Annotated in this window: 19 protein-coding genes; 6 read left to right on the plus strand and 13 right to left on the minus strand. The window is 57.2% G+C overall.

All coding sequences use genetic code 11. The annotated features are described in order from the left end of the window. Positions 1–107 precede the first annotated feature (107 nt). Positions 108–338 carry a DUF2554 family protein gene (locus IM273_RS17725; protein WP_193050167.1) on the plus strand — a complete coding sequence of 77 codons (231 nt, stop codon included), beginning with the start codon at positions 108–110 and terminating at the stop codon, positions 336–338. Here IM273_RS17725 and IM273_RS17730 read toward each other — a convergent pair whose 3' ends face one another. Both IM273_RS17730 and IM273_RS17735 read right to left on the minus strand, forming a co-directional pair. Next, a complete protein-coding gene (locus IM273_RS17730; RefSeq protein ID WP_045260499.1) occupies positions 339–2,303 on the minus strand; it encodes a U32 family peptidase in 1,965 nt (654 codons plus the stop codon). It abuts the gene before it with no gap. Positions 2,304–2,383: 80 nt separating this feature from the next. Next, positions 2,384–2,911, minus strand: a complete 528-nt coding sequence (locus tag IM273_RS17735; RefSeq protein WP_045260498.1) for a helix-turn-helix domain-containing protein — start codon at positions 2,909–2,911, stop codon at positions 2,384–2,386. Positions 2,912–3,003: 92 nt separating this feature from the next. Here IM273_RS17735 and IM273_RS17740 point away from each other — a divergent pair, with 92 nt between their 5' ends. After that, positions 3,004–4,176, plus strand: coding sequence for a benzoate/H(+) symporter BenE family transporter (locus IM273_RS17740; protein ID WP_193050010.1), 1,173 nt, complete (start codon positions 3,004–3,006; stop codon positions 4,174–4,176). On the opposite strand, the gene IM273_RS17745 is transcribed toward IM273_RS17740, so the two are convergent. Then, positions 4,150–5,022 carry a helix-turn-helix transcriptional regulator gene (locus IM273_RS17745; protein ID WP_193050012.1) on the minus strand — a complete coding sequence of 291 codons (873 nt, stop codon included), beginning with the start codon at positions 5,020–5,022 and terminating at the stop codon, positions 4,150–4,152. The two genes, IM273_RS17740 and IM273_RS17745, sit on opposite strands and share 27 nt — an antisense overlap. A 174-nt stretch (positions 5,023–5,196) precedes the next feature. On the opposite strand from IM273_RS17745, the gene IM273_RS17750 reads away from it, so the two are divergent. After that, positions 5,197–6,093, plus strand: coding sequence for a DMT family transporter (locus IM273_RS17750; protein WP_047365193.1), 897 nt, complete (start codon positions 5,197–5,199; stop codon positions 6,091–6,093). 34 nt (positions 6,094–6,127) lie between these two features. On the opposite strand, the gene IM273_RS17755 is transcribed toward IM273_RS17750, so the two are convergent. Next, positions 6,128–6,802, minus strand: a complete 675-nt coding sequence (locus IM273_RS17755) for a DUF3313 domain-containing protein (protein ID WP_028013119.1) — start codon at positions 6,800–6,802, stop codon at positions 6,128–6,130. 134 nt (positions 6,803–6,936) lie between these two features. Continuing rightward, positions 6,937–8,532, minus strand: coding sequence for an ABC transporter substrate-binding protein (locus IM273_RS17760; RefSeq protein WP_193050169.1), 1,596 nt, complete (start codon positions 8,530–8,532; stop codon positions 6,937–6,939). A gap of 111 nt (positions 8,533–8,643) precedes the next feature. Here IM273_RS17760 and pepT point away from each other — a divergent pair, with 111 nt between their 5' ends. Then, positions 8,644–9,873 carry a peptidase T gene (gene pepT / locus IM273_RS17765; RefSeq protein WP_059357529.1) on the plus strand — a complete coding sequence of 410 codons (1,230 nt, stop codon included), beginning with the start codon at positions 8,644–8,646 and terminating at the stop codon, positions 9,871–9,873. Here the strand turns inward: pepT and tehB are convergent. Together tehB and tehA are read right to left on the minus strand one after the other, a co-directional pair. Beyond that, the gene (gene tehB / locus IM273_RS17770) at positions 9,870–10,463 is read right to left on the minus strand and encodes a tellurite resistance methyltransferase TehB (RefSeq protein ID WP_028013116.1); all 594 of its coding nucleotides are present in this window, start codon (positions 10,461–10,463) and stop codon (positions 9,870–9,872) included. The two genes, pepT and tehB, sit on opposite strands and share 4 nt — an antisense overlap. Further along, positions 10,463–11,464 carry a dicarboxylate transporter/tellurite-resistance protein TehA gene (tehA, locus tag IM273_RS17775; RefSeq protein WP_041910036.1) on the minus strand — a complete coding sequence of 334 codons (1,002 nt, stop codon included), beginning with the start codon at positions 11,462–11,464 and terminating at the stop codon, positions 10,463–10,465. Before tehA ends, tehB begins: the two co-directional genes overlap by 1 nt. 122 nt (positions 11,465–11,586) lie before the next feature. Between tehA and ydcK the strand changes: the two genes are divergently transcribed. Beyond that, a complete protein-coding gene (gene ydcK / locus IM273_RS17780; RefSeq protein WP_193050014.1) occupies positions 11,587–12,567 on the plus strand; it encodes a YdcK family protein in 981 nt (326 codons plus the stop codon). Here the strand turns inward: ydcK and rimL are convergent. The 4 genes from rimL to IM273_RS17800 all read right to left on the minus strand — a co-directional run bounded on the left by rimL (position 12,562) and on the right by IM273_RS17800 (position 17,019). Beyond that, positions 12,562–13,110 carry a 50S ribosomal protein L7/L12-serine acetyltransferase gene (gene rimL, locus IM273_RS17785; RefSeq protein WP_045260491.1) on the minus strand — a complete coding sequence of 183 codons (549 nt, stop codon included), beginning with the start codon at positions 13,108–13,110 and terminating at the stop codon, positions 12,562–12,564. The two genes, ydcK and rimL, sit on opposite strands and share 6 nt — an antisense overlap. Before the next feature lie 45 nt (positions 13,111–13,155). Further along, the gene (locus IM273_RS17790; protein WP_045260490.1) at positions 13,156–14,811 is read right to left on the minus strand and encodes a glucan biosynthesis protein D; all 1,656 of its coding nucleotides are present in this window, start codon (positions 14,809–14,811) and stop codon (positions 13,156–13,158) included. 242 nt (positions 14,812–15,053) lie between these two features. After that, positions 15,054–15,827 carry a transporter substrate-binding domain-containing protein gene (locus IM273_RS17795; RefSeq protein ID WP_025756391.1) on the minus strand — a complete coding sequence of 258 codons (774 nt, stop codon included), beginning with the start codon at positions 15,825–15,827 and terminating at the stop codon, positions 15,054–15,056. A gap of 22 nt (positions 15,828–15,849) precedes the next feature. Beyond that, positions 15,850–17,019, minus strand: coding sequence for a pyridoxal phosphate-dependent aminotransferase (locus IM273_RS17800; protein ID WP_193050016.1), 1,170 nt, complete (start codon positions 17,017–17,019; stop codon positions 15,850–15,852). 114 nt (positions 17,020–17,133) lie between these two features. Here IM273_RS17800 and IM273_RS17805 point away from each other — a divergent pair, with 114 nt between their 5' ends. After that, positions 17,134–17,976 carry a LysR family transcriptional regulator gene (locus IM273_RS17805; protein ID WP_193050018.1) on the plus strand — a complete coding sequence of 281 codons (843 nt, stop codon included), beginning with the start codon at positions 17,134–17,136 and terminating at the stop codon, positions 17,974–17,976. Here the strand turns inward: IM273_RS17805 and IM273_RS17810 are convergent. Together IM273_RS17810 and IM273_RS17815 are read right to left on the minus strand one after the other, a co-directional pair. Then, on the minus strand, positions 17,963–19,468 hold the full coding sequence (locus IM273_RS17810; protein ID WP_193050020.1) for a carboxylesterase/lipase family protein: 1,506 nt from the start codon (positions 19,466–19,468) through the stop codon (positions 17,963–17,965). The genes IM273_RS17805 and IM273_RS17810 overlap by 14 nt on opposite strands. A gap of 43 nt (positions 19,469–19,511) precedes the next feature. After that, positions 19,512–20,855 carry a VOC family protein gene (locus IM273_RS17815; protein WP_028013108.1) on the minus strand — a complete coding sequence of 448 codons (1,344 nt, stop codon included), beginning with the start codon at positions 20,853–20,855 and terminating at the stop codon, positions 19,512–19,514. Positions 20,856–21,216: the final 361 nt, after the last annotated feature.

Here is a 21,216-nt window from a genome sequence, read left to right on the forward strand (position 1 = left end):
ATCCTACAGTATTTGACACTTTCTTTGCCGTACTTTGAATTATTGAATAATAACGAGAAAAAATAATCGGCATGCTTATTTCCGCAATGTTATTCAGCGGTGAAACCATGGTGAAAAAAGGGTTATCTCTCGTCATGCTTATTTGTGCGCTGTTTTCCGGCCAGCTGATGGCCGGGCACAAAGGCCATGAATATGTTTGGGTAAAGAATGTGGAGCATCAGCTGCGGCATGAGGCCGACAGCGATGAGTTGCGAAGCGCTGCGGAGGAGTCGGCGGAGGGTTTGCGCGAACACCACCTGTGGCAGCAATCGCGCAAACCGGACACGCACGTAAGGTAATTAACTGCCCTTGCGTTTCGGCAGGGTTTTCATCAGATCGTCCGGGCTCACGGACGCAACGATGCTGCCCGGCGGTGGCATTTTGAAAATGTGGTTTTTCATTTTGCCGATAACATGCATTTCACAAGGACGGCAGTCAAACTTCAGGGTCAGAACTTCGTCACCGTTGACCAGCTGCATGGGGGTAGCCTTCCAGCTTTTAATATTCCCTTTCGCCTGTTTCGGGCACAGGTTAAAAGCAAAGCGCAGGCAGTGCTTGGTGATCATCACCGGCACATCGCCCTTCTCTTCGTGCGCTTCATAGGCCGCGTCGATAAGCTGCACGCCGTGGCGATGATAAAATTCACGCGCTTTATGGTTGTAAACGTTGGCCAGGAACGATAAATGGGTGTCCGGATACACAGGCGCAGGAACGGATTCGGCCTTACGGCTGCCGCGCGGATACTGCGCCAGGCGTGCGGCATCCAGCATCTCTGCCGTTTCGCGGCGGAACTGGTTCAGCAGGCTGTTCGGCACGAACAGCGCGTCCGGCAGATTAACCTCGATGGCGCGCGCGTAGTAAATCGTCTGGCCCAGCTTCGCTACGCCGTCCTTCAGGCTGTTAAGCGCTTTATCCGCGTTGTTTGCCACCTCGAACAGACCATCAAGCGTATGCGTTACGCTGATGCCGTCTTCGCAGGTCATGGTCAGGATCAGCTGCTCTTCCCAGCCGCCCAGCTCAATGTCCACCGCGATGCGACGCTCGCTGGAGGTTTTCAGCAACGCCTGCTGCCAGTTATGATCCAGGTTACGGTTGAGCGGCGCGTTCGGCCTTGCCTTGTAGAGATCGGCAGGCATTTCATTCGGCCAGACGCGGTAGCGGTTCTCGCCGGTTTTTTCGACCGTGTTGGCGCGGAAGCCCACCACTTCACGCTTAATCATCACGTTCAGGCCGTCGCCGTTCGCCAGCGGCTCGGTCACTTCAACGTCCAGGTGATCTTTCGCCACTTTCAGCACCTCGCCGACCGGTAAACCGATAAACTTCGGTGAGTCAAACGCGCCAATATCCCCTTTGCGGGCGTTCACGAAATAGTCCGTGCTGCCGCGGTGGAAGGTTTTGTCCGTTGACGGAATAAAGAAATGTTCGGTACGACCGGCCGAGGCGCGCGCCAGGTCACCGCGATCTTCGATGATGGCGTCCAGCATCTGGCGATAGTGCGCGGTGATGTTCTTCACGTAGCTCATATCTTTGTAGCGCCCTTCAATCTTAAAGGAACGCACGCCCGCGTCGATCAGCGCGCCCAGGTTGGCGGTCTGATCGTTATCCTTCATGGAAAGCAGGTGTTTTTCGAACGCCACCACGCGACCTTGATCGTCTTTCAGGGTATACGGCAGACGGCAGGCCTGCGAGCAGTCGCCGCGGTTGGCGCTGCGGCCCGTCTGGGCGTGGGAAATGTTGCACTGGCCGGAATAGGCCACGCACAGCGCGCCGTGGATAAAGAATTCGATCGTCGCGTCGGTTGCCTGGTAAATATCGCGGATCTGATTGAGGTTCAGCTCGCGGGCCAGAACGATCTGCGAAAAGCCCACGTCGGAGAGAAACTTCGCCTTCTCAACCGTGCGGATATCGCACTGGGTGCTGGCATGCAGCTCGATAGGCGGAATATCCAGCTCAAGCACGCCCATGTCCTGAACAATCAGGGCATCGACGCCGGTCTGGTAGAGATCGGTAATCAGACGCTGCGCGGGCTCCAGCTCATCATCATGAAGAATGGTGTTCAGGGTCACGAACACTTTCGCCCCGAAACGGTGGGCGAACGGCACCAGATCTGCAATATCGCGCAGGCTGTTGCTGGCGTTATGGCGGGCACCGAAGCCAGGGCCGCCGATGTAGACGGCGTCAGCGCCATGAAGGATCGCTTCACGGGCAATGGCGGCGTCGCGGGCCGGGCTTAAAAGTTCAAGATGATGGGATTGCAGGCGCATACTTCGTCGTTATCCGTTATGGTCAAAATGGCGGCTATTGTAGTCAGAAGTCTGCGCCAGCGAAACAGTTTTGCGTAGCCTCAGCGGGGATAATGGATCAGAGAGTGAAAATGCACCGGCCGGTCGCTGCTGTTGCGGTAGGCGTGCGGTTTATCGCCGGCAAAACGGACGCCAGAATCGGCATGAACCGTCTGCCACTCGTCGTTGATGTTCATCTCCAGCTCGCCGCTGATGACCACCACATGTTCAATCACGCCTGCCTCATGCGGCGTGGACTCGCTCAGGGCACCCGGTGCCAGCGTGATGGAAAAATGATCGAACCGGAGCGTCTCATCCCAGGGAAAGAGCGGTTTGACCACCATCGCCTGCTGCTGTGAATCAAACACAGCCGGCCTGTCCGCCTCGGGCGTAATGAAAGCGGAAAACGGGACGTTCAGCCCGGTGGCAATTTTCCACAGCGTCGACACCGTCGGGCTGGACTCATTGCGCTCGATTTGCCCGAGCATCGCTTTCGACACGCCCGTTTCGTCCGCCAGCTTCGATAAACTCCAGCCGCGCGCCTGGCGCAGCGTTTTCAGCGTTGCTGCAAGATGTTGTGTAATGTCCATGCTCCCTCCTGATGGCCCTGAGCATACCACTTGTACGCTATAGCGCACAGTGTTACCTTATCGCGGACGTTATAACGCACAGTGGAGTTTCTATGCGCCCTACCTCTCATCTCGTTCCAGTCGTACTGGCTGGATTTGTCGCCGTTCTGGTCGGTTACGCCAGTTCGGCAACCATCATCTGGCAGGCCGCCGCGGCGGCAGGCGCCAGCGCGCAGCAGATTGCGGGCTGGATGACCGCGCTGGGGGTTGGGATGGGCGTCAGCACGCTGGCGCTCTCCTGGTGGTATAAAGCTCCGGTGCTGACCGCCTGGTCTACGCCCGGCGCGGCGCTACTCGCCACCAGCCTGCACGGCGTGACGCTGGCCGAGACAATCGGCGTGTTTATCTTCGCCAACGCGCTCATTTTACTCTGCGGCATTACCGGGCTTTTCGCCCGCCTGATGAAGCTGATCCCACACTCACTGGCTGCGGCCATGCTGGCAGGCGTACTCCTGCAGTTTGGGCTGCATGCGTTTGCCCATCTGGACGGGCACTTTCTGCTGTGCGGCAGCATGATTGCCGCGTGGCTGCTGGCGAAAGCGCTGGCACCGCGCTATGCGATCGTCGTTACGCTGCTGGTGGGCGGGATCGTGGCATGGGCGGGAGGTGACGTTGTCACCGACAAAGTCACCATTTCCTTCGTGACACCTGAGTTTATTGCGCCCACGTTCACCTTCACCAGCCTGGTGAGCATCGGCTTGCCCTTCTTCCTGGTGACTATGGCCTCGCAAAATGCGCCCGGTTTCGCGACCATGAAAGCGTCCGGCTATCCGCTGGCGGTCTCACCGCTCATTATTTTTACGGGCGGGCTGGCGCTGCTGCTGTCCCCCTTCGGCGTCTTTTCCATCTGCATAGCCGCCATTACCGCCGCTATCTGTCAAAGCCCGGATGCCCACCCCGATGCCGGTAAACGCTGGCTGGCGGCCATCGCGGCCGGCGGGTTTTATCTGCTGGCGGGAGTGTTCGGCGGATCCATCACCGGGATAATGGCAGCGCTGCCGCTCAGCTGGATCCAGACGCTGGCCGGTCTGGCGCTGCTGGGTACCATCAGCGGGAGTTTATATCAGGCGCTGAATCATGAAGCGGAGCGCGACGCGGCTATCGTCACGTTTCTGATGACAGCAAGCGGCGTCACGATCCTGGGCATCGGCTCGGCATTCTGGGGGCTGGTGCTGGGCGGCTTAAGCTATGCCCTGTTTTCACGCGCTCGCCGCGCGCAGCTGTGACGGCGTAATGCCCATGACGCTGCGAAAACGGTTACTGAAGTGGCTGGCGGAGTTAAACCCGCAGGCCAGCGCGATATCCGTCAGCGGCGTCGAGGTATGCTGCACCAGGTTTTTCGCTTTTTCCATGCGCCGTTGCATAACGTACTGATGCGGCGCCAGCCCCGTCGACTGGCGGAACATGCGGGCAAAATGGTATTCGCTGAGTGCGGCCTGCGCCGCCAGCTCGGCCAGCGTCAGGGGCTGTCCGAGGTTTTCTTCAATAAATGCCAGCACGTTGCGCAGAACAAACGGCGATAGCCCGCCGGTAACGACCGGGAGCTTCCACTGAACGTTGGCGTAGTTTTGCAGCAGGTGGGTCAACAGCAGCGTAGAGGCCGTGCTCAGGGTGAGCTGGTTGGCCTGCTGCTGCCAGTCGCAGCCAAGCAGAAACTGGCGGTACAGCGCGGTGATCTTCGGGTCGCTGCCAAAAATGCGCTCATCCAGAGTCAGCGACAGGGGCCGCTTGTCCCAGATTTTTTCGCCCACATCGCGCAGGTGTTCATCGGTGCAGTAGAGATGGACAAACGACAGGTCATCGCGGATGTCCCACGTCGATTCGCTCTCTTTCGGCATCAGACAGAAACGGTCCGGTCCCCCGCCGTTCTTCCAGCCGCCCGGCGTCTTTTGATAGCTCTCGTAACCGTCGGCAACGTACAGGCTAAGGGTATGATGATTGCTTTTAACCTTTATCGTATCGTGCTTGTTGTACCACGCCGCCAGCTGAATGCCGGAATTGAGCGCGACCGTTTCCCGCAGGACCGCATTCTGCTGGCGAAGCGTTTCAAAGGTATCGTAAGCGTGAGACATAACCGTTAGCGCGTTATTGAGTGAACTGTCAGTCTAAGAACTGTTGCCCCCCGTTGCCAGCCCCCGGAAAAGAAAAAAGCGCAAGATTTTGCAAGTCTACCGCAAGCCGGTGAAAGCCCCAGAGCGATGTCAGCGCCATACTGCGGGCTTCCGTGGTTTGAGAAGAGAAAAAATATGAACGCGTTATTATACGGACTGGTGGTGATCATCTGGGGAACCACCTGGATTGCCATTTTCCTGCAGCAGGGTCCCGTACCCGCCCCCGTCTCTATTTTCTGGCGTTTCGCGGTGGCCAGCGCCACGATGATGGTGGTGTTACTTGCCCTGCGCCGGCTGCGCAAGCTGGCGCTGCGGGATCATCTGTTCTGCATGCTTCAGGGATGCTGCGTCTTCTGCTTTAACTTCTGGTGTTTTTATACCGCGGCGGCACACATCAACACCGGGCTGGAATCGGTGATCTTCTCCATGGCGGTGCTCTACAACGCCATTAACTGTTTTATTTTCTTTGGACAGCGCCCGCCCGCGCGTTTCTGGACGGCGGCGGCGCTGGGTCTTGTAGGGATCGTGACCCTTTTCTGGGACGACCTGCTGGCCAGCGGCTGGAGCGTATCGCTCCTGACGGGCATTGGCCTTTCCGCCCTCGGCACGTACGGCTTCTCGCTGGGCAATATGATCAGCATGCGCCATCAGCGCAGAGGTCTGGAAACCATGACCACCAACGCCTGGGCTATGCTTTACGGCACGCTGGTGATGGGGGGTATTGCGCTCTTCAGAGGTGACAGTTTTACCCCGGAATGGACGGTCACCTACATGGGCGCGCTGCTCTATCTGGCTCTCTTCGGCTCGGTGATTGCCTTTGGCGCCTACTTCACGCTGGTGGGACGTATCGGCCCCGGGAAAGCGGCCTACAGTACGCTGCTCTTCCCGCTGGTGGCGCTCTCTATCTCAACGGTGTATGAAGGCTACGTCTGGCACATCAACGGTATCGTCGGTTTGCTGCTGATTCTGGGCGGGAATATGGTGATGTTCACGAAACCAGAGACCTGGTTCAGGCGCCTGCGTACGGCGTAAAAAAAACGGCCTGCGCAATGCAGGCCGCTTAACATTATTTCGCTGTTTTATGCACGTCAAACATGGTGGCGTCCGTCGCCATGTCGTCAACAACCTGCTTCAGCGTCGCAAAGGTCATCGGCGTACTTTCGTTATTCAGCTCTTTACCTTCACCTTTACGAACCACCTTCATCACCGGTTTATTGGTGGCCGCGTCGATCAGCTCACCTTCAAAGTAGAGATGGGTATCCATGGTGCGATGGCCGGTTGCCATCTGCGTACCTGCTACCACCAGCGCGACCGGCACCACTTCATAGAACTGCAGACCTTCTTTCTGCGAACTCACCCCGGTGATAGCACCGCGGAAAATCAGGCTGTGTTTACCCGGCGTGGTCACAATCGGCTTACGGGTACCAATAGCCGTTTTCATTTTGTTATTGGTGTAATTCAGCAGCTCATCAAGGGTTTGTTTCCCGATCTGAGTCGTCGGTTTTGGCGTTGGATAATAGGTGATTGGCGTCCAGATAATGCTGTCATAATTGGCTTCGTTATAGGAAGGGTCAACCCAACGCAGCGTTGGTTTACCCGTTGCAGACGTCGTCTGCTGCAAGCCGGAATAATCTTTTAAAAAGCCTGAATATTGTTCTGGAGCCGCGACTTTTGAAGAACAGCCCGCCACTGCCAATAAACCCGTAAGCACTGCAACTTTAAAAAAAGTTTGAGTACGCATGATAGTTTTCCATGTAATCTGCAAGTATGCATTTGAAGTTATAGCAAAAGTTCGGTGGGGTTGTTGTGACAAAAAATGACGCGGGGAGCACAAATTGCGAAAAAAGTGCCCGGCTGCGTACCGGGCAGTGAAAATTACTGATTAATATCCACCTGCCAGAACAAATGTTTGCCAAATGGATCGATTTCGTAACCTGTCACCTCTTTGCGCACCGGTTCGAAGATCGTTGAATGCGCAATCATGACCGCCGGCATCTGGTCATGCATGATCTGCTGCGCCTCTTTATACAGCGCCACGCGCTTGTCGCGATCGGTGGTTGATTTTGCTTCCGCGATAATTTTATCAAACGGCTTATAGCACCACTTCGCCGAATTCGAACCGCCGTTGGCCGAGGTGCAGGTAAACAGCGGGCCAAAGAAGTTATCCGGGTCGCCCGTTGCGGTCGTCCAGCCCATCAGGGCAGCCTGATGTTCACCGTCCTTCACGCGCTTGAGATATTCGCCCCATTCGAAAGTGACAATTTTTGTCTGCACCCCCACCTTCGCCCAGTCAGCCTGAATCATCTCCGCCATCCGTTTGGCGTTCGGGTTATAGGGCCGCTGGACGGGCATCGCCCACAGGTCAATACTCATGCCGCCGGCTAAACCGGCCTCTTTCAGCAACGCTTTGGCTTTTTCAGGATCGTAATCGTAATCCTTCAGCTCGCTGTCAGCGCTCCAGACGCCCGGCGGCAGCAGGTTTTTCGCCGCGGTGCCGGTGCCGTGAAACACCGCGTCGATAATGGCCGGCTTATTGATCGCCATCGCCAGCGCCTGGCGAACCTTCACGTTATCCAGCGGCGGCTTTTGGGTATTAAACGCCAGGAAACCCGTGTTCAGCCCGGCCTTGCTCATCAGCGTAATATCTTTATTAGCCTTCATACGCGGCAGATCCGCCGGGTTCGGGAACGGCATCACCTGGCATTCATTTTTCTCTATTTTGGCAAAACGCACGGAGGGATCCGGGGTGATGGCAAAGACCAGCCTGTCCAGCTTTGATTTCCCCTGCCAGTAGTCGGCAAACGCCGTAAACAGAATGCGGGAATCCTTCTGATACTGCGCCAGCTTAAACGGCCCGGTGCCAATGGGCTGCATATCCACCTTCTCCGGCGTGCCCGCTTTCAACATTGCATCGGCATACTCCGCGGAGAGGATCGAGGCAAAATACCATGCCAGATCCGCAACAAACGGCGCTTCAGGGTGCGCCAGGGTAAAGCGCACCGTGTGGTCATCGACTTTATCAATAGCGGTAATCAGGCTGCCAAACTCCAGGCTTTCGAAGTTGGAATAGCTGCCGTTTGAGACGTTGTGATAGGGATGGTTCACGTCCTTCTGGCGCATAAACGAGAAGATCACGTCATCGGCGTTAAAATCGCGGGTCGGCGTGAAGAATTTATTGCTCTGAAACTTCACCCCTTTACGCAGATGGAAGGTATAAACCTTGCCGTCGTCGCTCACCTCCCAGCGCTCTGCCAGGCTCGGCACCAGTTCCGTGGTGCCGGGTTTGAAATCGACCAGCCGGTTGTAGACCGGCACTGCGCTGGCATCCACGCTGGTGCCCGAGGTGTATAACTGGGGATTAAAGTTTTCCGGTGACCCTTCGGAGCAATACACCAGCGTTTTCGCGGCTACGGTGGAACTGACCGTGAGCGCAGCGAGTGCCAGCGTTAACGTTGTGCGTTTGCTTGTCATCATTTATTCCTGTCTTTTTAATTCGACGGCTAATTAATTCTTTTGCCATTTCATAAATAACATTAAAGTGAAGTGGCAAACACCCGAAAAATAAATAAGGAAGAAAACACTATGGGCTCGCCGCTTTCCAGACAATTAACGCACCGTTTTTTCCGCTATCTTGCGATTACCAGCCAGAGCGATCCGAAAGTGAAAACTCTGCCCTCGACGCCGGGCCAGCACGACATGGCGCGAGAGCTGGCGCAGGAGCTGGTGCAGCTGGGGTTAGACGACATCGTGATTGACGAATTCGCGACCGTGACGGCAGTGAAAAAAGGCAACGTGCCCGGTGCGCCGCGCATCGGCTTTATTACCCACATTGATACCGTAGACGTCGGTTTATCACCGAATATTCATCCGCAAATATTAACGTTTAATGGTGAAGATCTCTGTCTGAATAAGGAAAAAGACATCTGGCTGCGCGTGAACGAGCACCCGGAAATTCTGGCTTATCCGAATGAGGAGATTATTTTCAGCGACGGTACCAGCGTATTGGGCGCAGACAATAAAGCGGCGGTGACGGTGGTAATGACCGTACTGGAAAACCTCACCGCTGAGCATCAGCATGGCGACATTGTGGTCGCGTTTGTGCCCGACGAAGAGATTGGCCTGAACGGCGCCAAGGCGTTGGATCTGAAACGCTTCGACGTGGACTTTGCCTGGACCATCGACTGCTGTGAGCTGGGAGAAATTGTTTACGAGAATTTTAACGCGGCAGCGGCAGAGATCCACTTCACCGGCGTGACGGCGCACCCGATGTCCGCCAAAGGGGTACTGGTGAACCCGTTATTGATGGCGACCGACTTCATCAGCCATTTCGACCGCCAGCAAACCCCGGAGTGCACCGAGGGCCGCGAGGGCTATATCTGGTTTAACGGCATTCAGGCCGGACAGAACGACGCCGTGCTAAAGGCTAATATTCGCGATTTTGATAAAACTAGCTTTGACGCCCGCAAGCAGCAGATTGCGGACGTCGCCGCGCTGATTGCCGCCCAACACCCGACGGCGAAGGTCGACTATCGCATTGAAGATACCTACAGCAACATCAGCAATGCGATTGGTGAAGACCGGCGCGCCATCGACCTGATGTTTGAGGCGATGGAATCGCTAGGCATCACCCCAAAACCGATCCCTATGCGCGGCGGCACGGACGGTGCGGCGCTGTCGGCAAAAGGGCTACTCACCCCGAACTTCTTCACCGGCGCGCATAATTTCCACTCGAAGTTTGAGTTCCTGCCGCTGTCGTCGTTCGAGGCATCTTACAAGACTGCCCTGCAGATCTGCCTGCTGGCCGCCCGTTAAGCGGGCTTGCGCGCCAGCATGGTGGCAAAGCGCAGCTTGATGCGGTTGCCGTTTTCATCGGTGCGGTGCAGTTCGCCAACCTCTTCGTTGTATTTGAGCAGCTCCCAGCCTTCGTAGTAGCTGCTCAGCTCACCGCTTTTGAACGCAAACGGGAAGCCGACGGTGCACGGGTAATCCGCCGTGTCCATCGCGGCAACGATCAGGTTGTAGCCGCCGGGTTTGGTGCAGCGCTGCATGTTGGCGATAAGGCCTGGAATGGTTTTCGCCTCCAGGAACATCAGCACCACGGTGGAAAGAATAAAGTCGTACTCGCCGTCAAAGCTCAGGCTGTTAAGATCTTTGACGGCAGTGTGCAGATTCTCAATCCCTTCTGCCGCCTTGATGCGCTCAATGTTATCAACGCTCATCGGGTTTTTATCCCAGGCGGTCACCTCGTGGCCGTTGGCCGCCAGGTAAAGGCTGTTGCGGCCATTTCCGCAGCCCAGATCCAATGTCTTGCCGGGCTTTACGATCCCCGCGCTGTACAGCACCTCTGAATGCGTACGGGTTAAGCCATATTTTTCTGTGAAGTAATTTTCATCGACAGCCATTATTTTTCCTCAGATTGCATAAGCAGTGCCTTATCAGTGCGCACCAGAAGTTTGCCCTGAATCAGCAGAATAAACGTACGGACCAACAGCATCCCAATGATGAGATTGGTAAAGATAAACAGCGGCACAGCAATGGCGTGGAAGAATCCAGACGAACTGCCATGACCCAGATGCAGCCCGGTGGTAGCCAGAGCCGACACGCCAAACGAGAAACTCCAGAAGGAGGCGTTAAACGGCTGAGACACATACCACGGCAGCAGGCGCAGCATAAAGAGCAACTGCAACAGGCCGTAGCCGAACAGCATTTTGGCGAAGGTGTCGGCTTCCCCACCGTTGACGCTAAACCAGGCGCTGCACGCCACCAGCGCGGGCGCCAGCTGAATGCCTAAAGCGGTGCGCTGCGCGGTGGGAAGCTCCCCGGCGCTGCGAAGACGCTGGAGGATCACCGGCTCCAGGCTGAGCCAGGAAAAGACGCCCGCGCCGAGAAAAACGAGCCCTGCATCGTTGAACCCCAGAGCACCGCACGCCATCGCGCTGATGAAATTATTCGCCACCGTCGGCAGATACAATCCGGGCGTGGTGGCCTCCTGCGGGTGCCTGCCTCGCCAGAGCCCGGCGCTTTGCCAGGCGGAATAAGCAAGCTGTAACACCACGCCCACGCCGAAAAGCGCCAGCGATACCGGGCGGAACCAGGGCACAAAACCGATGGCGACCAGCATGGTGGTGGCCGGAAAAAGGCTGACGAAGCTGCTCATTACCGGGTGGCGCATCTCTGCCAGCACGCTGTGCGGGAAACGGATCGCACGGGTAATAAACGCCGTCGTCAGTAAAAACCAGCAGGCAACTGCGAGAGCGACCAGAATCTCACCCGGCCAGCGCGTCACCGGCCACAGGGTGCTGGCGTATCGCCAGGCGAAACCCATGCCGATGATGCCCAGCACCATGCCAAAATAGCCTGCGGGAAGGTTAAGCGCCTGTTCAGGTTTGTTTAATTTATCCATTAATTTGAATTATTAAAATGTATTTTAAATGCCATTTTAAGGGGTTTCAGCAACGGATGCCAGCACAACGGAAAGCCGAAAGTTTGCTACGTTTAGTGAAGACGCATATCAGGGACCCCACGATGAATAAGTATCGGCTCAGCGATGAAATCCGGCTCTGGCAATGGAAAAATGGCGAAACATCCCACTCAACGACGCTGCGGCAGATTATCGCTACGGTGGACTTTAACGATGTGAAGGCCGGCACGAAAGGCGGCTGGATTGACGATGAGCGCGCCCTTGCGCAGGACGGAGACTGCTGGCTCTACGATGAAAACAGCGTGGTATTCGCTGGCGCAACCGTGTCCGGCAACGCGCGCCTGACCCTGCCGTGCACCGTCAGCCATGACGCGCATATCGGCGATAACTGCTGGCTTGACGCCGCAGAGGTCAGCCACGGGGCGCGAATAAGTGACAACGTCACCATTCAGCACTCCTGCGTGCGGGGTGAGTGCCATCTCTACGGCGATGCGCGCGTGCTGCACAACAGCGTCATCATTGCCGCTAAAGGACTCACGCCGGACCACGACCAGATCCTGCAAATCTACGGCAAGGCGACGGTAAGCCGATCGCGCATTGTGCATCAGGCACAAATATACGGCGAGGCGATGGTGAATAACGCGTTTGTTGAGCACCGCGCCGAAGTGTTCGACTGCGCGATCCTTGAAGGTAACGAACTCAACAACGTCTGGGTGTGCGACTGCGCCAAAGTGTACGGCAACGCCCGCGTGATAGCCGGTTTCGACGATGACGCCATCCCTACCGTGCGCTACAGCTCTCAGATTGCCGAGAACGCCGTGGTGGAAGGAAACTGCATCATCAAGCACCACGTCCTGATCGGCGGTCAGGCATGGCTGCGCGGCGGGCCGATCATGCTGGATGATAAAGTGGTGATTCAGGGACGCGCGCGGATCAGCGGCGACGTACTGATTGAGCATCGGGTAGAAATCACCGACGATGCGGTGATAGAGGCCTTTGCTGGTGAGAGCATTCACCTGCGCGGTGAAAAGGTGATCAACGGCGACCAGCGCATCACCCGCACGCCGCTGCTGGGGGCGCTATAGGGTATAAATTTTGCCGTAGATGTTCACATCGTCATAGGCGCCATTGAGGTATTCCGCTTCCCGCAGGCACCCTTCCAGCGTAAAACCGTTGCGCAAGGCCACGCTGTTGCTGTGCTGATTCGCCACCCGACACTTGATCACAAATCGGCGGATCTCACCGCGCTCAGCGTAGTAGCGCATAAACGCCTGCAGCGACTGCGAGAGGATCCCCTGCCCCTGATGTGCTTCATCCAGCCAGTAGCCGATGTACGCGGCTTTGTTGGCAGGCTCAATCGCATTAAACGACAGTACGCCGACCAGCGCATCCTCCCTGAAGATCAAAAACATTTTGGCGTAGCCGCGCTGGTGCAGCATCTGGTTACTCTGCACGTTGCGTCGGGTGTCATCTTCAGTCCCCACGTGCTGCGCCCAGTCAAAAGCGGTTTGCAGATAGGCTCTGTTTTTGACGACGAGGTTATGCAGTTCGGCGGTGTAACGCTCTTCGACGGCGCGAAGCTCGAGCGCGTCAGATACGGGAATAGTTTCGGATTGTGTTGCGGTCATTGCCCCTCACCCTAACCCTCTCCCACAGGGAGAGGGAATCGATCGTTAACGCATTACCCGGTCATCAACGTAATGACGTTTATCCGGCGCTGGCGGGAAATACTGATACAGCCAGGTTTCGCTGATGGCATCGCCCTGGCAGCGCAGGAACAGGCGCATATCCACCGGCTCCGTCGAATCCGACGTTGGGTACCAGTCAAACAGAATGCGATACCCGTCAAACGGCTCAACATAAAGGATCTCAACCTGCTTCGCTTCACCGCTGGAGAGCGTAATCACCGGCTCAATGCCTTTTGGCGCAGCGGCCTTCAGGTCGCCGCCGACGAAATCAATCGCAAAGCGACGGGCCCACACTTTCGGATAGTGTTCGCCCGGCGCCCAGCCCTCCGGGAATCCGCCCATGCCGGTGCGGGTCGCGTAAACGTTGGCCAGCGGGGAACGCACCGGCGGCTGCGCGCTCCAGTAGAGACGATATTTAAAGTCCAGTTCGTCGCCCGCTTTCACCGGTTTTTCCGGCTGCCAGAAGCAGACCACGTTATCCAGCGTTTCACCGGTGGTTGGGATCTCCATCAGCGCGATAGATCCTTTCCCCCAGTCGTTGCGCGGCTCAACCCACAGGCTCGGGCGCTTGTTATACCAGCCCATCACGTCCTGATAGTGGGAGAAATCGCGATCGAGCTGCAGCAGGCCGAACCCTTTCGGGTTTTTGTCCAGATAGGCATTAAACTGCAGCTTCTGCGGGTTATTGAGCGGACGGCAGATCCACTCCCCGTTGCCGCGCCACATTGCCAGGCGGTCGGAGTCGTGGATTTGCGGGTGAATGGTGTCGCACATGCGGCGTTCGTTGTTGCCGCAACTGAACATGCTGGTCATCGGCGCGATGCCCAGCTGCTTAATGTCCTTACGCGCGTAGAGATGGTTTTCCACCTCCATGATCACCTGGCTCTTCTCGCAGTGGATCACGAATTTATAGGCACCGGTGACGCTCGGGCTGTCCAGCAGCGTATAGACGGTAAAGGTGGTATCGCCAGGCTTGACGGTTTCAAACCAGAAGGAGGTGAAGTCCGGGAACTCTTCCGGGGTGTCGGTAAAGGTATCTACCGCCAGACCGCGCGCGGAAAGCCCGTACTGGTAGGTATCGTCCACCGCGCGGAAATAGCTCGCCCCGAGGAAAGAGACAATATCGCGGCGCGCCAGCTCAGGCGCTTTAAAGGCGCGGAAGCCCGCAAAGCCGAGATCGCTTTGCCCTTCCAGCTGTTTGGTATCGACACCCGTGTCACCGTAGCTGAACAGCTCAGGGCGGAAGTGGATCTCGCGCGCCATAGAGGTAGACTGGTCCAGCGAGAACATCCGCACGCGGCGGCGGAACCCCATTCCCATATGGAAGAACTGCACGTCCAGCTGACGCCCTTCAATGTTGTTCCACAGAGACTGTTTTTCATCGTAGCGGATGGCGTTATACGCCTGCGGCGTCATGGTCGCCAGCGTCTCCGGCAGCGGACGCGGCGCGCCACCCCACGGGGTTTTCGCCAGGTCATGCGCCATGGATTGCAGTACGGAGAAGTCAAACCGACGGCTCTGACCGTCAGCGATGTCAGAGTCAGCCGCATATGCCGCTTTGGAAAACAGGGAAGCGAGGCCGGAGGTACCGCTCAGGGCTGCCACAGCCAGCGAGCCTTTTAGAAAACGTCTGCGATTCATGCCTGGAAAAACGTCCTTATGGTCGTGTGAATGTGTTTCGCGCTCGGCGAAATGACGGCAAGAAAGAACGCACAGCCTAAACAAAAATGGTTAAGAATCCAATTGTTGGCCGGTGATTATCTGAACAAAGTGAGAAATATTTTCTGTCGACCAGAACGGCCCGAAAGTGGTGTAAAGAAAGCCTGGAAAATGTGTAGAAAAATGCCCCGTCAGGACATCAGCTGACGGGGCCAATGAGGCGGTTATTTTACGCTGACATCGATACCCGGGAAGTACTTATCAGCGAGTTTGGCGATCGTGCCGTCGGCACGTACTTTATCAATGGCGGCATCAAGCTGCTTTTTGGTGGCCTCGTCACCTTTGCGCAACCCAAAGCCGATCCCACTGCCGAGGATAGTGTCGTCAGACACCGGTTTGCCGATGAAGCCAAACCCTTTCCCCTGCGGCTTGCTGAGGAAACCCGCCTGCCCGGCCGCGGACATGACCAGCGAGGCGTCAATGCGGCCATTCAGCAGGTCACCCCAGGCCATATTCTGATCTTTATACGACACCACGGTGACACCCTGCTTTTCCCAGTGCTCTTTGGCATAGGTTTCCTGAATCGACCCCTGCAGCACGCCGATGGTTTTCCCCTTCAGCCCTTCAGGCGTTGCTTCGACCGCCGTACCGGCCTTGCCCACCAGCTGAGACGGAATGCGGTAGATCGGCTGGGTAAAATCGATGCTCTTGCGGCGCTGCTCGGTAATGTTCATCGCCGAATTGATGGCGTCAAACTTCTTCGCCACCAGCCCCGGGATCAGCGCGTCAAACGAGGTTTCGACCCAGCTGCACTTCAGCGCTGCCGCTTTGCAGATGGCATTTCCCAGCTCAACGTCAAACCCTTCCAGTTCGCCTGCCGCATTACGGCTTTCAAACGGCGGATATTCCGCTTCCAGACCGTAGCGCAGCTCGGTGGCCGCGAAGGAGGAAAAGGTACACAGCAATCCCATGCCGACTACTAACGCGCGTAATTTCATTTCAAACTCCTCAGAGCCTATCTCAGCGTGATTTAACCCGACACAGGGCTTGAGCACCTGCCCGTAACGTCGCCTCATCTTTCGCAAAAGAGAGACGAATCAATTTATTATCCGTGCCGTCGGCATAAAACGCCGACAGCGGAATGGTGGCAACACCGTACTCAACAATCAGCCGCTTCACCAGCTCGCTGTCGCGCTCGTCGCTAAACTGGCTGTAGTCCGCCAGCATAAAGAACGACCCGGCGCTCGGCAGCAGGGTAAACGGCGAATCGGCCAGCAGGCCGTGCAGCAGATCGCGCTTACGCTGGTAAAACGCCGACAGCGACAGCCAGGTTTGCGGATCGGTCATGTGTTCTGCAAACGCGTATTGCATTGGCGTATCGGCAGAGAACATCAAAAATTGATGGACTTTACATATCTCGTCCATCAGCTCTGCGGGCGCCACACAATAACCCACGCGCCAGCCGGTGACGTGATAGGTTTTTCCGAAAGAAGAAATAATCACGCTACGCTCCGCCAGCTGCGGGTGCGTGGCCATCCCGTAGTGCGGTTCCCCATCAAACACGACGTGTTCGTACACTTCGTCAGACAAAATAATGATGTCGGTATTGCGCGTCAGCGCCGCCAGCTGCTGCAGGTCATTAGCGGAGAAGACCTGGCCGCTCGGGTTGTGCGGCGTATTGATGATGATCATGCGCGTGCGCGGGGTGATTGCCGCACGGACCTCATCCCAGTTGACGGCAAAATCCGGCACCGTGAGCTTGATGGCGACAGGCGTTGCCCCCTGCAGACGAACAATCGGCGCGTAGCTGTCAAACGACGGCTCAAAGTAGATCACCTCATCGCCAGGGTGCACCAGCCCGCTTATCGCCGAATAGAGCCCTTCGCTGGCGCTGGCGGTGACCAGCACCTCGCTGGTAGGGTTATACTGCGTGCCGTAGAGCGCGGCAATCTTATCGGCGATGCGTTCTTTGAGCGGCTGCAGGCCGGTCATCGACGCATACTGGTTATGCCCTGCCTCCATCGCGCGGGTAACGCCGTCGATCAGCTTCGGGTCGCAGGAAAAATTCGGTGCCCCCTGAGAAAGGTTGATGGCGTTATGCTGGGCCGAAAGCTGGCCGATAACGGTAAAAATGGTGGTCCCCACGTCTGGCAGCTTGGAGCGCGTTTGCACCGGCGTTCGTAAAGTCATCCTCTTTCCCTTCTCATGGATATTGCATAACTATTCAAACAACAACTCCGTTGCCGGGACAATCGAATTGTTGTCATAATAGCCATGAGAAAAATGCATAGCTGAGGTGTTTCAATGTCACGCCGTTCGCTCCCGCTCAATGCCATCGACGCATTTTTAGTCACCGCGCGTCATCTGAATCTTACCCACGCCGCCGCGGAACTCTGCCTGACGCAGGGGGCCGTGAGCCGTAAGATTGCCTCCCTTGAAGCCTGGTTTGGCTTTCCGCTGTTTGAGCGCCACGCGCGCGGGTTGCGCCTCTCCCCTCAGGGCAGTGCCCTGCTTCCCGAACTGCAGTCCTCCTTCGAACAACTGCTGAGCGTGGCCGACCAGGCCCGCAGCCAGCACACGGTGATCCGCATCAAGGCCCCCACCTGCGCGATGCGCTGGCTGGTGCCGCGCCTGCTGGAAGTGGAGCGCGAGCAGCCGGATCTGCAGATCGCGCTCACCACCACGACCGATCATAACGTCAATTTCAAAACCGAATCTTACGATGCCGCCATCGTCTTCGGCACGCACATGAGCGCAGGCGATCTGCTGTTCGAAGAGGCGCTGACGCCGGTGTTCAGCCCCGTGCGAGCGGGTGCCGCGCTGGGTTCGCTGACGTTTCTTCATCCGACAAGGGATAAGACAGACTGGTCACTGTGGCTGGCGAATCAGGAAGGTACGGGCTTTGCTATGCACAAAAATCAACACTTCGATACGATGGATCTCGCCATTACCGCCGCCATTCAGGGGCTGGGCGTAGCCATTGCCGACGAAACGCTGGTGGCAGAAGATATCCGCGCCGGAAGGCTAATGCGGCCCTATGAGACCAGCATTAAAACCGGCGCGAGCTACCGGCTGGTGCTGCGCGAAACGCCTTGTCAGGAGAATGGTCTGGCGGCGTTTCGCGCCTGTTTGCTTAATCGAGGCTGACGTGGTGCTTCATTACGCGCTTGAAGAGGCTCATGCGGGCGCGCATAAAGCGGTTTTCAAGCCTGAAACCTGCATGTTTATTCACACCAATACGTAACAGCACGTCCCGCCCTTTGCGGCAGGCGGGCCAGCGCGTCGGCCCGTGAAGGCTGTCATGCGTTCCGGCATCGCGCGCAAAGCTCACCCAGTAATCAGCTACCTGGGCGGCAAACGCCAGATCCCGTTCGTTAACGTACTGGCGCGAAGGCTCCACCTGCCCGAGGGTATCGAACGCGTACGGCACCTCATTGCCGTGCCAGGCACCGTTGATATAGGTGGCGTGTTCCGCTTCGGCCACATAGTCAAACCAGTAGCGCCAGCAAAGCCCGCCGACGCGCTGCTGGGCCTGCATCACCACGTAGCCCATAGTGGTGAAGGCCATGTCGCGGCACACCTGCCTGCCGAGCTCCTCGTCGCCCTTCACGCCCGGATAAAGCAGCTTGATGAGCCCCAGCCCGAAGCGGCGCTCCCGGCGAAGCTTCTGGATCTGCCCGGCGAGATCGACACCAAACACCGCCATCACGCTGGCTTCATCGCTGTTGGAGCCAATCATCACCGGCACGGGATGCTGGCGGGCGGCGAAAAAGACGTCCAGCATCGCCTCCGGCAGAACGCAATCCCCAACGATAGGGGCCGGGGCGACGTTCAGCGGCGCGGTCAGCGGCCAGAACGCCTCGGGCGGGATCGCGCGCAGCTGCTCTGCCGTCGCATTTTCCAGCCCGAAGTGGGCGGCCAGCGCTTCCCCTTTGTGCAGGGCCTGCGCGCGCGGCGTATCCGGCAAAGTGTACCCGCTTTGCACTATCGCCTTATGGAATAGTCCTTTCGCCAGCGGCGAGGCCAGCAGCGACAGCACGCTGCGCGCGCCGGCGGATTCACCAAACAGGGTCACGTTATTCGGGTCGCCACCAAACGCGGCAATATTATCCCGCACCCATTCGAGCGCGGCGATCTGGTCCAGCAGGGCAAAATTATGCACCACCCGCTCCTCTTCACCTTCCAGAGCGGGATGGGCGAAGAAGCCGAGATGGCCGAGACGGTAGTTAATCGTGACGACAACCACCCCGCGGGATGCCAGGGCCTTGCCGTTATACGGCGGCAGGCTTCCGGCGCCGATCGTAAACCCGCCGCCGTGCAGCCAAACCATGACCGGCAGCGGCCCGGTACGGTCGATAGGGGACCAGACGTTCAGATAGAGGCAGTCTTCAGAAAACTGGCCGGGATCGCCCCCGCCCAACTCCTGACAATATTCACTGCTTTGCCAGCTTGAGGGCGAAAAGTTGGTAGCTGCACGCACGCCATCCCAGCGTTCCGGCGGCCGGGGTGAGCGCCAGCGCCAGTCGCCAACGGGCGGTGCGGCATAGGGAATACCGCGCCAGAGGTGAACGTTTTCATCGGTTAAACCAGACAGTGCGCCCTGGCGCGTTTCAACCACAGGGGCGGAAGGATTTTGCATAACGACCTTATTTTTTCCATCACACCCCTGAAGAGTAACGATTTCAGAGCAAACCGCAACGCTGTTTGCTGCGCGTTTCCGCCTCCTCGTAGAGCGTAAATTCGTCATACACCGGGCAGCCGAGCGCGGCTTCAAACGCATTGCGGCTGGCATTCCCGTGGCTGCGCGCCTGGGTTTCATTCCCGAGATTGGACTGGAAAATCCCCGCCGCGCTGACCGGAAGGAAATCTTCGTAAATTATCGGCTGGGCCACCACCCACCCGCGCTCAATCAGAGGCTGCGGGTCATCCCCCGGACGAAACGCGTGACGATGGGCCTCTCCCGCCGGGGTCAGGCGATAGCGAAAATACGCCAGCTCCTGACGGCGCAGGAACATTTCGCTGTCCGGGAAGGCGCTGAAAATCTCCCGCAAATGCAGCTGGTGCGTGAGGTTATCTTTTCCGGTTCCGGCCTGGGCCAGCAGGCTATCGTACAGTTCACGGCCTTTAGGTGTCAGTGCCACGCCGCGCTGTTCAATTTCACCGAAGCGCGCGGTGTGAGTGCCTTTATGTTCCCCGGCGAAAAGCACCGGCTCTTCGAGGGCTTTAAAGCTGGTCTGACGCAGCAGGATCGGCACTTCACGACGCGGCGGCCCTTCGATCAGAATTTTGGGCTCAATCCCGTACTTCGGCATCAGCTCCTGCACCCGGTCAATGTCCAGCGTGCGCGGCGTGAGGTGGTTGATATGGCACCCCGGGAAGCAGACCACGTCAGCTATCAGGCGGTGCTCGTTACTCAACGCCAGGTAGGTCTCCTGGTCGACCGTTGCATGACGGTGCCAGCGGAAGGTTTCTAACGCTTCCTGCACAAACTCGTGCGCCTGCGCTTCGGTAAAGTGCCCTTCCGACTCATGGAGGTCAATAAGTTCCAGACAGCGCGGCGTAAAGATGTTCCGCTGAGAGAGAATTTCTGCCGCCCGCTCGCGTAACGCCACGTTTTCAATCAGCTCAAGGCGCAGCAGTGAGGTAAAGATACGAAACGGATTGCGGCACAGCGCCGCATCGTCAACCGGACGAAACGCCGTTGAGTGGACCGGTACCCCCGCCTGAGAAAGATCGTAATAGCTGACCGGGAACATGCCCATGATGGCAAACATACGACGCAGGGTGGAAAGCTCTTGTGCCGTACCGACGCGGATCGCCCCGTGACGCTCCACGTTCAGGCGTGCCAGCTCGTCGGCGTTCGCCAGTTGTTCATGTAATAGTGGATTATTTTCCAGAACCGCCAGGTTTACGTCCGCGACCAGCTCAAGCAAGGTGCCGTACTGCGGAACTTCCTGCTGGTACATCGCCGACATAGCCTGCGAAAAATGTTCCCGAATATCATCAGCCGTGATGGTGTTCGCCATGATGTCATGCCTCCAGTGAATATTACCTGGAGTGTAGAGAAGGCCGTTCCTTCCGGGGGGAAGAATTTCTGATTTGTGATCTTAAGACGCCAGTGGTTAAACCGTGTGCTACCGACCCCTGTCAGCCACCTCGTCATCTTTTTCCAGGATTTTCCTTATGATTCGTAGCGGCTATTTTTTCTAGCCCTTAAGGGGTAATTTTCTCCTAATCACCGCTTGCAAATTATTCGTTTTTGCTAAGTCATTATTATTGGCCTCAACCTTCCGCTTTTTAAATGAAACTTAGGACTAATCCGATCATTTGTTTACAAGTCCTTCCCACACTTCCATATTTCTAAACCAAGCGAAGCGCAAACGCAGC

Source organism: Enterobacter cloacae complex sp. P13B, from assembly GCF_014895915.1.
GTDB classification, from domain to species: domain Bacteria; phylum Pseudomonadota; class Gammaproteobacteria; order Enterobacterales; family Enterobacteriaceae; genus Enterobacter; species Enterobacter bugandensis.

Bases quoted from the DNA above. Each gene is read 5' to 3' on its own strand.
- tehB (WP_028013116.1), bottom strand. From the start codon at position 10,463: ATGGCTGTCGATGAAAATTACTTCACAGAAAAATATGGCTTAACCCGT.
- rimL (WP_045260491.1), bottom strand. From the start codon at position 13,110: ATGACCGCAACACAATCCGAAACTATTCCCGTATCTGACGCGCTCGAG.
- IM273_RS17730 (WP_045260499.1), bottom strand. From the start codon at position 2,303: ATGCGCCTGCAATCCCATCATCTTGAACTTTTAAGCCCGGCCCGCGAC.
- IM273_RS17755 (WP_028013119.1), bottom strand. From the start codon at position 6,802: ATGCGTACTCAAACTTTTTTTAAAGTTGCAGTGCTTACGGGTTTATTG.
- IM273_RS17750 (WP_047365193.1), top strand. From the start codon at position 5,197: ATGAACGCGTTATTATACGGACTGGTGGTGATCATCTGGGGAACCACC.
- IM273_RS17745 (WP_193050012.1), bottom strand. From the start codon at position 5,022: ATGTCTCACGCTTACGATACCTTTGAAACGCTTCGCCAGCAGAATGCG.
- IM273_RS17800 (WP_193050016.1), bottom strand. From the start codon at position 17,019: ATGACTTTACGAACGCCGGTGCAAACGCGCTCCAAGCTGCCAGACGTG.
- ydcK (WP_193050014.1), top strand. From the start codon at position 11,587: ATGAATAAGTATCGGCTCAGCGATGAAATCCGGCTCTGGCAATGGAAA.
- IM273_RS17805 (WP_193050018.1), top strand. From the start codon at position 17,134: ATGTCACGCCGTTCGCTCCCGCTCAATGCCATCGACGCATTTTTAGTC.
- IM273_RS17810 (WP_193050020.1), bottom strand. From the start codon at position 19,468: ATGCAAAATCCTTCCGCCCCTGTGGTTGAAACGCGCCAGGGCGCACTG.
- IM273_RS17725 (WP_193050167.1), top strand. From the start codon at position 108: ATGGTGAAAAAAGGGTTATCTCTCGTCATGCTTATTTGTGCGCTGTTT.
- IM273_RS17790 (WP_045260490.1), bottom strand. From the start codon at position 14,811: ATGAATCGCAGACGTTTTCTAAAAGGCTCGCTGGCTGTGGCAGCCCTG.
- IM273_RS17760 (WP_193050169.1), bottom strand. From the start codon at position 8,532: ATGACAAGCAAACGCACAACGTTAACGCTGGCACTCGCTGCGCTCACG.
- pepT (WP_059357529.1), top strand. From the start codon at position 8,644: ATGGGCTCGCCGCTTTCCAGACAATTAACGCACCGTTTTTTCCGCTAT.
- IM273_RS17815 (WP_028013108.1), bottom strand. From the start codon at position 20,855: ATGGCGAACACCATCACGGCTGATGATATTCGGGAACATTTTTCGCAG.
- IM273_RS17740 (WP_193050010.1), top strand. From the start codon at position 3,004: ATGCGCCCTACCTCTCATCTCGTTCCAGTCGTACTGGCTGGATTTGTC.
- IM273_RS17795 (WP_025756391.1), bottom strand. From the start codon at position 15,827: ATGAAATTACGCGCGTTAGTAGTCGGCATGGGATTGCTGTGTACCTTT.
- IM273_RS17735 (WP_045260498.1), bottom strand. From the start codon at position 2,911: ATGGACATTACACAACATCTTGCAGCAACGCTGAAAACGCTGCGCCAG.
- tehA (WP_041910036.1), bottom strand. From the start codon at position 11,464: ATGGATAAATTAAACAAACCTGAACAGGCGCTTAACCTTCCCGCAGGC.